This is a genomic window from Mesorhizobium sp. M2E.F.Ca.ET.209.01.1.1 (assembly GCF_004010375.2).
In the GTDB taxonomy this organism is placed as follows: Bacteria; Pseudomonadota; Alphaproteobacteria; order Rhizobiales; family Rhizobiaceae; genus Mesorhizobium.
Genome location: NZ_SADP02000003.1, coordinates 190,398 through 201,815, shown reverse-complemented (window position 1 = coordinate 201,815; position 11,418 = coordinate 190,398). Strand labels below are relative to the sequence as shown.

Below are 11,418 nucleotides of genomic sequence, written 5' to 3'. Positions count from 1 at the left end.
TTTGCATGCGAATGTTTCCGGATCCGCGCGATCCCGAAACCGAAACCCTGTTCTCGCGAAATCGACCCGATACATGCATGACGCATTTAGCGGCCATCGCATGGCGGCAGCGACAATTTCGGCCGCCGTTGCTCTTCAAGGGAGATGAAAATGTCGATGTTCGGAAATCTCAGCCGCTTCGGTGTCACCGTCAGGCAGGCTCATGCCAGGAACAAAGCGATCCGCGCGCTCAACGATCTGCCGGCGCATGTCCAGAAGGATATCGGCTGGCCGGCCTCGCCGCCGAGCGACCCGCAGGCAGCACTGCACAAGCTGCTTCTGGGCACGCCGCGCTGATGACCTTCGCCGACAAATGCAAGCTGCTTGGCAAGCGCCGGGGTCGCAAGGCGGCCCTGGCGACCGGCGACAACAAACTGCGCGCCGCGCTGCTGCCGAGGCGGCGCCAGGCAAATCCAGGAAAAGCGCGCAGCGATTGAGCTCGGCGGCTTGCCGTAGTTCGTCCAGAATTGCGCAAACAAGGAACTGGTGCCATCGGATCACGCCGATGTGCCAGCGTGAATCCTTGACATTTTTAACTGCGGTACGATCTTCGCGGAGCGGGGGAATTCTCTTAGTCGGCTCTGCCGAGATCCGTGTATCCGCATGCCCAGTTTGAAAAGCCATCTCGTTTCGTTCGTTCTGCGGCACAGCCGCAAGAAAGCCTTTTCCAGTCCCGAGAACCTGCAGCGCTGGATCGCCTACGCCCGCAAGACCGAGGACTATCACCCGCCGGCCTTGCTGAAGGCGCGGCTGGACATCACCGAGACCGAGATCGGCGGCTTTCCCGTCTATGAGATCGCGCCGAAGGCGGGCGAGCGCCGGCGCATCCTTTACATGCATGGCGGCGCCTATGTCTTTCAGATCACGTCCTACCACTGGCGGATGATCGCCGAGATGGCCGAGCGTCTCGGTTTCGGCATCACCGTGCCGATCTACCCCATCGCGCCCGAGCACGATTTCCACGACATGTTCGGCATGGTCGGCGACGTCTACCGGCGCATGCTTGAAGAGACCGACGCCGAGGACATCGTCTTCATGGGCGATTCCGCCGGCGGCAACATGGCGGTCGTGCTCACCATGATGGCGGCCGAGGAGGGCCTGCCCTCGCCGTCGCATCACGTGCTGATTTCGCCCGGCCTCGACGTTTCGCTTGCAAATCCTGAAGTCTTCGAGGCCGAGCGGCAGGATCCGTGGCTGGGTATTCCGGGGGGGCTGGAAGCGGTGCGGCTCTACAGCGCCGGTTTCGACCGCAAAGACTGGCACATCAGCCCGCTTTACGGCGACTTATCCGTGCTGCCGAAGACGCTGCTGCTGACCGGTTCACGCGACATGCTGACACCAGATAATCTCATCTTCGCCGAAAGGGCGCGGGCTGCCGGCGTCGAGGTGGACGTGGTCTATGAGGAAGGTATGTTCCATGTGTGGCCGCTGATCGAGATGCCCGAGGCTCGCCGCGCGCGCGACAGCATCGTCGCATTTCTGAGCAGCGGCAAAACCACTGGTCAGCGCAAGAGCGAGCCGATCACCTGGTCGGTCGAAGCTTCATCAGGCAACCCATTCAAGACCGGATTGGCCAACACGTAGATCGCTTGCAATATTTCCTCATAGCGATCTGACTGATAGTCGATGTCCTCCCTGCATTCGATCAGATCCGCCCAACCTTCCACATCGGCCGCGGTGAGTGCTCCCGACCGAAACCGTTGGAGAACGCTCACGATATATCCGCCGTCAGGACAGCCACTGGCGTCTCGGACCAACCCACGTCGCCCATCATTTCGGTCAGAAGATTGAGCGGCTTTCTGAACGCGATGAGATCGTCGAGAACTGAGGCACGGCTCACGACAAGGCTCGTCAGAACTTGCCGGTTTCGCGGAACAATTCGAACGTCGCGCGGATATGGTCGGCAACAGCCTTCACCGGCGCGCTGGCGTCGGGCGCCACCACCATGGCGAGATTGTAGGTGCCGATCTCCGGCATGCCGTCCTTGGCGCCCAGCGAGACCATCTCATCGCCGAGGAAGGACTTCGGCAGCGGCGCCACCGCGAGGTCGGCCATGATAGCGGCGCGCTGGCCGGCCGTGTGGGCGCTCATATAGGCGATGCGGTAATTGCGGCCTTCGCGGCCGAGCGCTTCCAGCGCCCCGGCCCGCCAGGCGCAGCCCTCCTCCCACAGCGACACCGGCAAGGGTTCGCGCAGATGCGCGCAGCCGCCCTTGGCGCCGGCCCACACGATCGGTTCGGTTAGCAGAACCTCGGCGCCGATCGCGCTGGTCTTGTAGGAATTGGTCAGCAGCGTGATGTCGAGCGCGCGGTCGTCCATACGCCGGCGCAGATTGATGCTCTGGTCGATGGTCACATCGACGGCGATCGAGGGATGCGACTGCGCGAAGCGCTTCAGCACATGCGGCAGCACGCGCTCGCCATAGTCGTCGGGGGACCCAAGCCGTACCACGCCGACAATGTCGGGGATGATGAACTTCGACACCACCTCGCGGTTGATCGACAGCAGCCGGCGCGCATAGCCGAGCAGCATCTCGCCATCCGTGGTCAGCGTCACCGAACGCGCGTCGCGCGCGAAGACGGAACGGCCGAGGATATCCTCCAGCTTCTTGATCTGCATGGACACGGCCGACGGCGTGCGGAACACCGCGTTGGCGGCGGTGGTGAATGAGCCGGTCTCCGCGATCGCCACGAAGGTGCGCAGCACATCGAGGTCAAGCAGCGGCAAGGGATGATTGAGCGGGGCATTCATGGGAGCGTGCCTTCAATTTTTCTGATGCAATCCATCATTCCATTTCGTTTGATTGAACATCACTCCAGGCGCATAGTCAACTCGATCGATGCAGGATGCTGCCAAAAACAGCCATGAAACGACCCTGACACAGTCCTGCAATCGACATGAAATGAAGCTGAAACAGACCTGACTTAACGCAGTGACGGGCGCCTCCCTGCCCGCATAGAGGAGAAAGAAATGTCTATCCTGTCGTCCATCGGTCGGCTTGCGACCGAATTCAGCGCGGCCCGCGCCCGCTACCAGACCGAACGCGCCATCCATGCGCTGCCGATCGAACTGCAGAAGGATATCGGCTGGCCGGAAGCGGCCGACGTCAAGACCGGCCTGCGCCACGGTGTCGGAAGCTGGGCCGGAGCAAAGTAATCACGTGTGTATGGAGTTCTGAAGGCCTGCCGCGTCAGCTCGGCGGGCCTTTTTGTTTGTTTAGGCCTTTTTTGTTTGCACTCAAACGACTTTTCCAGCCATGCCGCCGCTGCATGACGCATATGAACCACTCGCATAGCGGGTTAACGGATCGGCTAAAGCGCTGTAAACAATAGGAAATTATGGGCACACTGCCCAAAAATGTCGCAAATCGTGTCGCTTTTCATATCAAGCGCTTCGTTTTTGCGATTTAGTTTTTGCCGAAGCGAGCCTATATCAGCGCCAGCAAAAACGAGCTGCCCCACTCCATCAAGCGAAGGCGACCCGTCTGAGCAACCAAATGGAGATGATGATGAAGCTCTTTGCCCGCCTTTTCGCACGCCGCGAAATGAACCTGACGACCGCTCTCGAGCGTCAGCGCCTTGCCAAGACCATGCCCGGCCAGACCGGCGCCGTGGCCGCTGCCCGTCTCGGCTTTGTTGCCTGAGACAATCCAGCACCGATAAGCTGAATTCAACGCCGCCCGGCTTGCCGAGGCGGCGTTTTCATTTGGGCCCGGAAGTTGCCGCCCGCGCAGTGACGCCCTGCGGTTGCACCTATTGCCCATTTGCGACCCGTGTCGCAAATTTAATCTTCACTTAGCCGCCTACCCGATTGACAGGAATGGTTTTTCCTGTTGTCGCTATGCTGTTCGCGACATCCTGTTCGCGTCATGGCTGCGTGAGGTTTCACCGTGAATGCCGTAAAGCACCCGATCAAGAGATCGTTTGTATTCTTCCTCATTCCCGATTTCACCATGATCGCTTTCGCGACAGCGCTCGATCCGCTGCGCTCGGCCAACCGGATGCTCGGCTATGAGGCCTATAGCTGGCGCCTGGCAAGCATCGACGGCAAGCCGGTTCGCGCCTCGAACGGCGTCGAATGTGCCGTCAACACCTCGCTCGAGGAGGAGCGCAGGAAGATGGCCGGGCCGGACCGGCCGAACATGGCGATCGTCTGCAGCGGCATCAATGTCGAGCGCTACCACAACAAATCGGCCTTTGCCTGGCTGCGCGAGGAGTATAATCGCGGCGTCGCCGTGGGCGGCCTGTGCACCGGCGCCCATATCTTGGCCGCCGCCGGCCTGCTCTCCAACAAGCGCTGCGCCATCCATTGGGAGAACCTTCCGGGCTTCTCCGAGGCCTTCCCGAAAGCCAATGTCTTCGCCGACCTATTCGAGGTCGACCAGAACATCTACACCTGCGCCGGCGGCACCGCCGCGCTCGACATGATGCTGAAGCTGATCGGCGATGATTTCGACGAGAGCCTCGTCAACCGCGTCTGCGAGCAGGTGCTGACCGACCGCGTGCGCAGCCCGACCGACCGCCAGCGCCTGCCGCTGCGCGCCCGCCTCGGCGTCCAGAATTCCAAGGTGCTCACCATCATCGAGCTGATGGAGGCCAACCTCTCCGAGCCGCTGTCGCTGATCGAAATCGCCGACCATGTCGATCTTTCCCGCCGGCAGATCGAGCGCCTGTTCCGCACCGAGATGGGCCGCTCCCCCGCCCGCTACTATCTGGAGATCCGGCTCGACCGCGCCAGGCACCTGCTCATCCAGTCGTCGATGCCGGTGGTCGAAGTGGCGGTGGCCTGCGGCTTCGTCTCCGCCTCGCATTTCTCCAAATGCTACCGCGAGCTCTATGCCCGCTCGCCGCAGCAGGAGCGCGTCGACCGCAAGCAGCTGCTGGCGGCTTAAGCAGGCAGGAGCGCAGTCGTCTAGGCCGACTGCGTCTGCGCCGTTCGCATCGCCTCGATGCGGATGTCTTCGGTGAGCTGCGCCTTGAGCGCCGAGAATTCCGGGCTGGTCTTCAGCGTATAGTGGCGCGGATGCGGCAGGTCGACCGGCACGTCCGACTTGATGCGGCCAGGCCGCGCGCTCATCACGATCACCCGCGACGCCATGAAGATCGCCTCTTCGATGTCGTGGGTGACGAACAGCACCGTCTTCTTGCGCCGCTCCCAGATGCCGAGCAGCAATTCCTGCATCAGCCCGCGCGTCTGGTTGTCCAGCGCGCCGAACGGCTCGTCGAGCAGCAGGATTTCGGGATCGTTGGCCAGCGCCCGCGCGATCGCCGTGCGCTGCTGCATGCCGCCCGAAAGCTGTTTCGGCCAGTGGTTCTCGAAGCCTTTCAGGCCGACGAGATCGATATAGGAGGCGACGATCTCGTTGCGCTCGCGCTCGGGCCTGCCTTGCTCACGCAGGCCGAAGCCGATGTTTTGCGCGACCGTCAGCCAGGGAAACAGCGTGTAGGACTGGAACACCATACCGCGATCCGGTCCCGGCCTTGTGACCGCCTTGCCGTCGAGCAGCACGCGGCCCGTGCTCGGCGCTTCCAGCCCGGCGACGATCCTGAGCAAGGTCGACTTGCCGCAGCCTGATGGCCCCAGGATGGTGATGAAATCATTGGCCGCGACCGCGAGGTCGACCGGCTGCAGCGCCCGCACGGGCTGCCCGCCCCCGACCCCGGCAAAGGTCCGCGAGACGCCTTCGATCAGAAGTTTGCTCATGCCAGGCTCCATGGATAGAGCCAGCGGTTGAGCGCCTTGAAGGCGAAGTCGGACAGAAGTCCGATCAGCCCGATGACGATAATGCCGAAGATGATCTGCCCGGTCGCCAGCCGCGATTGGCTGTTGATGATCATATAGCCGATGCCCGACGACGACCCGATCAGTTCGGCGACGATGACGTAGGTCCACGCCCAGCCGAGCACCAGCCGCAGCGTTTCGGCGATCTCCGGCGCATTGGCCGGCATGATCACGCGCTTGACGATGCCGTTGTCGGTCGCCCCCAACGTATAGGCGGCTTCGACGAGGTCCCGCCGCGTGCCGCCGACCTTGACCGCGACGATCAGGATGATCTGGAACACCGAGCCGACGAAGATCACCAGGAGCTTCTCGAATTCCCCGATGCCGGCCCACAGGATGAGCAGCGGGATGAAGGCCGATGCCGGCAGGTAACGCGCGAAGGACACGAACGGCTCGAGGAAGGCTTCGACCGGCTTCCAGGCGCCCATGGCGATGCCGATCGGCACCGCGACGATCGAGGCCAGCACGAAGCCGCCGAAGACGCGCCAGATGGTAATCAGGATATCGAGCCAGAAGCGGTCCTCGGTGAGCAGCCGCCAGCCATCCTTCAGCATGGACAGCGGATCGGCGAGGAAGATCCGGTTCACATGGCCGCCGAGCGTGATCCATGCCCAGAACACAACGAACAGTATGAAGAAGGCGATGCCGAGCACGGTTCGAGTGCCCGGCTGAACGGGATGCAAGGGACGCAGCATCAGGCCCAGTCCTTAAAGCGTGTCTCCCGGAAGTGGGAACCGGTTTCGGGTAAGACATGCGCAAAATCAAAGAGCTAAAGCGCGAGGGGCGTATCCGGAGGATCGCGACGCGCTTTAGAGAAAAGGGACCGGCGGCCTTGCGCCGCCGATCGGATGATGCGCGATCAGTTGGCCACCGCGCTGGTGTCGGCAAGCGTCGACACGTCCGGGACCTCCTTGATCAGTCCCATCTGCAGCAAAAGCTCGGCAGCCGTCTTGGAGAAATCCTGGAACTCCTTGGTGAAGAACTGCTTGTTCTCCTCCTTGTCGGCCCATTTCAGGTACTTGGCCGAATCCTCGAACTCCTTGGCCGACTGCTTCACATCGGCGCCCATGATCTCGTAGGATTTCTGCGGATCCTTCTTGATCAGGTCGAGCGCGTCGAAATAGCTGTCGGCAAGCGCCTTGGCAGCGTCGGGGTTGGCCTTGAGGAAATCCGGCGTGCAGCCGACGGTGTCCAGCACCATCGGGTAGTCGAGCGTGGTCGCCAGGATGTGGCCCTGGTCGGCCTTGTCGCGCACGGCCGAAATGAATGGCTCGTAGGTCACGGCGGCATCGTTCTGGCCGGCCAGGAAGGCCTGCGCCGCCGCGTCCGGCTCCAGATTGACGACGGTGACGTCCTTGGTCGACATGCCGTTCTTGTTGAGCACCCAGGCGAGCAGGAAATAGGGCGACGTGCCGGGCGCCGACGAGGCGACATTCTTGCCCTTGAGGTCGGCGACGGACTTGATGTCGTTGCGCACCACGATACCGTCGGCGCCATAGGATTTGTCGAGCTGGAAGATCTGCTTGGTGGTGACGCCGCTGGCGTTCCACACCATCCAGGTCTCGACCGTGGTCGCCGCGCATTGCAGGTCGCCGCTGGCAATGGCCAGCGGGCGGCTCGCCTGCGGCACTTTCTTCAGCGTGACGTCGAGCCCGTGCTTTTCGAAAAGCCCGGCCTGCTTGGCCAGAGTCAGCGGCGCGAAGCCGGTCCAGCCGCTGATGCCGATGGTGAGCGAGGTGGCGGCCATCGCCGGCGCGCCGAGCACGGCGGCCACCGTCAGCGCCGCCGCGAAAATGGTGGTTCTGTTCATTGTGGTTCCCCTTTTTTGTGGTGAGCTCAGATTGTCTCACAGACGCCAAAAGGCTTGTCAATGAAGCAGAAGCCGCAGTCGACGATGGTCCAATCGCCGGCGTTGCGCCGGTTCATCGCGCGCTCCGCGTGTCAGATTCGCGGCGAGCTCAGGACAAGGATCGGGCAGCGCTCGGCGACCGGATAGCCGCCGCTGGCGACCAGGCGGAAATCATCAAAATAACGTGAAGCCTCCCCCACGTGGATGTCTTCGTTCAGCCAGCAGCAGATCGTGTCGGAGCCTTTATAGAGGTCTATGAAGGCAAACGCCCCTGGCTGCCACCCGCCCGCCGCCATCAGTTCCGTCCGGTCGCCGAACATCTCGTTGATGCCATCAAGGACGGCCGACATCTTGAGGCCGTAGTCGGGCGCGGCGGCCGGCAACGACAGCGCCGTGCGCAGCACGATTTCGGCCAGCGCCTTTATCCTGCCAGCCAGGGCATCGGCTTTGATGGCGCTGAGCGGCTCTGTCTCTTTCGGCCTTGCGAACAGCCGGATGGCGGCGCGACCGCCAGGCTTCAGCACACGAGCCATTTCTTCCAGGCATCTGAGGCGCTGGGCTTCGGTGATGACGGCGGAAAGGCAACCGTCGCCGATGATCGCATCGACACTCCGGTCCGACAGAGGCAGGTCGAGCCAGTTGCCGACCACCGCCTTGCGGCTGGCATCGTCGCCAATCCACAGCGCCCCGATCATGTTCGGATTGGCATCGATAGCGGTGAGCGATTTGCCGAGCCTGGCGAACTCAGGCGTGACGCCGAGCAGCGCCATCTCCGCGTCGTCGGTCCTCAGCTCGCGTTTCATGACCGCGACCGCATCGGGGTGCGGCCGCAAGGGCGCCCCGATGAGATCCCACGTACGAAAAAGATTTGCCCACAGATCGGACATGCCTCTCGCCCCCTTTTGTAGTGCATTGCACTTCCCCTGACGCAGTCCTCTATATTATCGATAGCTTGGACGGAAGAAGGCCGGGGGGCCAGAGTGGCGCACATTGTGGTAATCACGCACGAGCACGACCGGTTGCTCGAGCGCAAGCTGTTTCGGCGAGCCGAAAGCAGCTACATGATCCATGCAATCCTCGAGGATCTGCGCCGCCGCGGCCATTCCTGGACCATTGCCCAGGGCTTCTCGGCGAAGATCGCCGGGGATGCCGCAATCCTTCACGTCGACTCAACGACTGTCGATTCCGCCTACATCGAATTTGGGAGCCGCTTCCCTTTTTGCCTCAATGTCGGTGTCACCGACATTTCGAAATCACGCGTCAGCATGGCCAGAGTTGCTCCGCACGATGGCTGGGAAGGCCCTGTCATCGTCAAAGGGGATCTGAATTGCGGCGGCATGCCGGAGAGCCGCCTCAACCATCGCGCCCGGCGAGCCGGCCGCCCTCCACCGTTCCCCGGCGCCCGGGTGTTGAAGGAGTACCAGATCTTCGACCACGCTGCCGAAGTGCCGCGAGATGTCTTCGACGACCCCGACCTTCTGGTCGAACGTTTCCTGCCGGAAGTCGAGCCCGATGGCTTTGCGCTGCGCTACTGGCTCTTTTGCGGCGACTATGATTTCTGCGGCCGTTTTGTCTCACGCGACCGTATCGTGAAAGGCGCGGGCGTGTTTCGCAGCGAGCCGTGCCCCATTCCGGACGATCTTCGCCGAAGACGCAAGGAACTGGGCTTCGACTACGGCAAGTTCGACTTCGCCGTGCATGACGGCAAGACCTATTTGATGGACGCCAACAAGACGCCCGGCAGAGTGCCTCAAGACGCCGGCGAAGTCGCCTCCATGCCGCGCATGGCCGACGCCCTTGAGCGGATGCTGAGGCAGGCACTTGCTTGAGCGTTGCTCACGGCATGCCCCAGCCGCGGTTGCGCCACATCTTCTCGCCGGCCTGGCAGTCGGCGGCCGGCCTGTCGTCGATCCGCACAACCGGCGGGTGAGCGGCCTCTTCCGCCGCCCATTGCGGTGAAGCTGGACCAGCAAGCTCGAGCACCAGCTTGCGGCGGATCGCTTCGGGAAATTGCGTCCAGTCATTGACAGGAACCATGAATGCGCCCGGTCCGCCGATGACGCAGTCGCTGTAATAACGGTCGAGATTTTCAACATCGAAGGCGCCGCTGAAGCCGCCGCGCGTCATCAGCGGCAGGCCGTTGATGGTGATGCCTTGCTTGACCACCTCGTCCCGCGTGAGGTCGACCGGCGCGCCCTGGTTGTTCGGTCCATCGCCGGAAACGTCGATGACGCGCTTGGTTCCCTGGAATCCGCTCTCTGCGAACAGGTCGCTGCCGAAGCTCAGCGCCCCGGAAATCGAGGTGCGCCGGGCGCTGTCCGGCGGGTTGGCGTCGAGCTTCGCGACGAACCCATCGGCGTCGGCGCGGTTGGCGATCACGGTCCACGGCACGACGACTCGTTGCCAGGTCGTGCCCGCCCATTCGACATAGGTGACGGCGATCTTGCCATAGGCGCCGTCGGCGATGGCCTTGAGCACATTGTCATGCGTCAGCGCCGCCGCGTAGCCGTGACGCTGTATCTCCAGCTCCGCCGGCGACATGGAGAGAGAGACATCGACCGCCAGCACCAGCTCGACATCGACAGGCTCGGCGGGAGAAGCCGCTTGCGTCAGCCAAAGCGCCAGCGCCAGCGCGGCGCCGCCTGGAAAGATATGCCTTGCGCGGGCATAAGCAGACATGACGGAAGGTTAGGCGAAAATCACCGCGTACAAAAGCCGGGAATTCCCGGGCGCCGAATCCGACGGCGCGCAACCTCAAAAATACCGCGCGAGGTTCGAACGGATACGCTCCAGCACCGTATCGCCGGAAAGGTCGGGCACGAATTTCGCCCCCGTGATCGCTTCATAGGCCTGGACATAGACCGCCGAGGCCTGGTTGATGATCTCGTCGGGAATTGGGGGGATCGGATCCTTGTAGGGGTCGCAGCGCGCCGACACCCATGACCGGACGAAATCCTTGTCGAAGCTCTGCGGCCGCCCGCCGCTTGCGAACGCCTCGTCATAGCTCGCAGCGATCCAATAGCGGCTGCTGTCGGGCGTGTGGATTTCGTCCGCCAGCACGATGGTGCCGTCCGGCGCGGTGCCGAATTCATATTTGGTGTCGGCCAGGATCAGGCCGCGTTCGGCGGCGCGCTGCTGGCCGCGGGCGAACAGCTGCAGCGCATAGCGCGATACCGTATCCCACTGTTCCTGCGTGAGCAGCCGCCGGCCGATGATCTCGGCTTCCGACAGCGGCTCGTCATGGCCGCCATGGGCGGCTTTGCTGGTTGGCGTGATGATCGCTTGCGGCAGCTTTTCATTGTCGCGCAGCCCGTCGGGAAAGCTGTGACCGTAGAAGCTCCGTTCGCCTTTCCGGTACTTGGTCAGGATCGAGGTGCTGGTGGTCCCCGCCAGATAGCCGCGCACGACCATCTCGACCGGCAGCATGTCGAGCCGCGTGCCGACGACGACGTTGGGGTCGGGATATTCCAGCACGTGGTTGGGACAGATGTCGGCGGTCTCCTCGAACCAGTAGCGCGCTGTCTGGGTAAGGACTTCGCCCTTGAACGGGATCGAGGCCAGGATGATGTCGAACGCGCTCAAACGGTCGGTGGCGATGATGACGCGGCGCCCGTCCGGCAGATCGTAATTTTCGCGCACCTTGCCGTGATAGTGATTGGGAAGTTCGGGAATGAAGGCGTCGGACAGGATGCGCATGGGCGTTAGGCTTTCGCAGGCTTCTGATCGGGCCACATAAGCCGCTGGCCCCT

General features: G+C 62.7%; 14 protein-coding genes. 7 read left to right on the top strand and 7 right to left on the bottom strand.

Annotated features, from left to right (window positions below):
* Window positions 1–150 precede the first annotated feature (150 nt).
* The 3 genes from EN852_RS07140 to EN852_RS07135 all read left to right on the top strand — a co-directional run bounded on the left by EN852_RS07140 (window position 151) and on the right by EN852_RS07135 (window position 1,623).
* Window positions 151–336 carry a hypothetical protein gene (locus EN852_RS07140; RefSeq protein ID WP_127874242.1) on the top strand — a complete coding sequence of 62 codons (186 nt, stop codon included), beginning with the start codon at window positions 151–153 and terminating at the stop codon, window positions 334–336.
* Window positions 336–476, top strand: a complete 141-nt coding sequence (locus EN852_RS40765) for a hypothetical protein (RefSeq protein ID WP_189545766.1) — start codon at window positions 336–338, stop codon at window positions 474–476. Before EN852_RS07140 ends, EN852_RS40765 begins: the two co-directional genes overlap by 1 nt.
* 166 nt (window positions 477–642) lie before the next feature.
* Window positions 643–1,623 (top strand): alpha/beta hydrolase, encoded by a 981-nt coding sequence (locus EN852_RS07135; protein ID WP_127874243.1) that lies wholly within the window; start codon window positions 643–645, stop codon window positions 1,621–1,623.
* 267 nt (window positions 1,624–1,890) lie between these two features.
* Here the strand turns inward: EN852_RS07135 and EN852_RS07130 are convergent, their stop codons facing one another.
* Complete coding sequence (locus EN852_RS07130; RefSeq protein ID WP_040981895.1) at window positions 1,891–2,790, bottom strand: LysR substrate-binding domain-containing protein; 900 nt, start codon at window positions 2,788–2,790, stop codon at window positions 1,891–1,893.
* A 219-nt stretch (window positions 2,791–3,009) separates the two neighbouring features.
* Between EN852_RS07130 and EN852_RS07125 the strand changes: the two genes are divergently transcribed.
* From EN852_RS07125 to EN852_RS07115, 3 genes are all read left to right on the top strand, one after another.
* Window positions 3,010–3,195 carry a hypothetical protein gene (locus EN852_RS07125; RefSeq protein WP_042645026.1) on the top strand — a complete coding sequence of 62 codons (186 nt, stop codon included), beginning with the start codon at window positions 3,010–3,012 and terminating at the stop codon, window positions 3,193–3,195.
* Window positions 3,196–3,547: 352 nt separating this feature from the next.
* Window positions 3,548–3,682 (top strand): hypothetical protein, encoded by a 135-nt coding sequence (locus EN852_RS43135; protein WP_108702985.1) that lies wholly within the window; start codon window positions 3,548–3,550, stop codon window positions 3,680–3,682.
* A 309-nt stretch (window positions 3,683–3,991) separates the two neighbouring features.
* Window positions 3,992–4,930 (top strand): GlxA family transcriptional regulator, encoded by a 939-nt coding sequence (locus tag EN852_RS07115; RefSeq protein WP_348643424.1) that lies wholly within the window; start codon window positions 3,992–3,994, stop codon window positions 4,928–4,930.
* 20 nt (window positions 4,931–4,950) lie between these two features.
* On the opposite strand, the gene EN852_RS07110 is transcribed toward EN852_RS07115, so the two are convergent.
* The 4 genes from EN852_RS07110 to EN852_RS07095 form a co-directional block, all read right to left on the bottom strand.
* On the bottom strand, window positions 4,951–5,742 hold the full coding sequence (locus EN852_RS07110) for an ABC transporter ATP-binding protein (protein ID WP_127874245.1): 792 nt from the start codon (window positions 5,740–5,742) through the stop codon (window positions 4,951–4,953).
* Window positions 5,739–6,512 carry an ABC transporter permease gene (locus EN852_RS07105; protein WP_127874419.1) on the bottom strand — a complete coding sequence of 258 codons (774 nt, stop codon included), beginning with the start codon at window positions 6,510–6,512 and terminating at the stop codon, window positions 5,739–5,741. The genes EN852_RS07110 and EN852_RS07105 overlap by 4 nt, the downstream gene beginning before the upstream one ends.
* 167 nt (window positions 6,513–6,679) lie before the next feature.
* On the bottom strand, window positions 6,680–7,630 hold the full coding sequence (locus EN852_RS07100; RefSeq protein WP_127863401.1) for an ABC transporter substrate-binding protein: 951 nt from the start codon (window positions 7,628–7,630) through the stop codon (window positions 6,680–6,682).
* Between the two features lie 131 nt (window positions 7,631–7,761).
* Window positions 7,762–8,556 carry a class I SAM-dependent methyltransferase gene (locus tag EN852_RS07095; RefSeq protein ID WP_127874246.1) on the bottom strand — a complete coding sequence of 265 codons (795 nt, stop codon included), beginning with the start codon at window positions 8,554–8,556 and terminating at the stop codon, window positions 7,762–7,764.
* A gap of 93 nt (window positions 8,557–8,649) precedes the next feature.
* Here EN852_RS07095 and EN852_RS07090 point away from each other — a divergent pair, with 93 nt between their 5' ends.
* Window positions 8,650–9,498 (top strand): hypothetical protein, encoded by an 849-nt coding sequence (locus EN852_RS07090; protein ID WP_127874247.1) that lies wholly within the window; start codon window positions 8,650–8,652, stop codon window positions 9,496–9,498.
* 7 nt (window positions 9,499–9,505) lie between these two features.
* Here the strand turns inward: EN852_RS07090 and EN852_RS07085 are convergent, their stop codons facing one another.
* Together EN852_RS07085 and EN852_RS07080 are read right to left on the bottom strand one after the other, a co-directional pair.
* Window positions 9,506–10,348: a DUF1194 domain-containing protein gene (locus EN852_RS07085; protein ID WP_127874248.1), complete on the bottom strand. Its 843-nt coding sequence runs from the start codon at window positions 10,346–10,348 to the stop codon at window positions 9,506–9,508.
* Window positions 10,349–10,423: 75 nt separating this feature from the next.
* Complete coding sequence (locus tag EN852_RS07080; protein ID WP_127874249.1) at window positions 10,424–11,365, bottom strand: phosphoribosylaminoimidazolesuccinocarboxamide synthase; 942 nt, start codon at window positions 11,363–11,365, stop codon at window positions 10,424–10,426.
* Window positions 11,366–11,418: the final 53 nt, after the last annotated feature.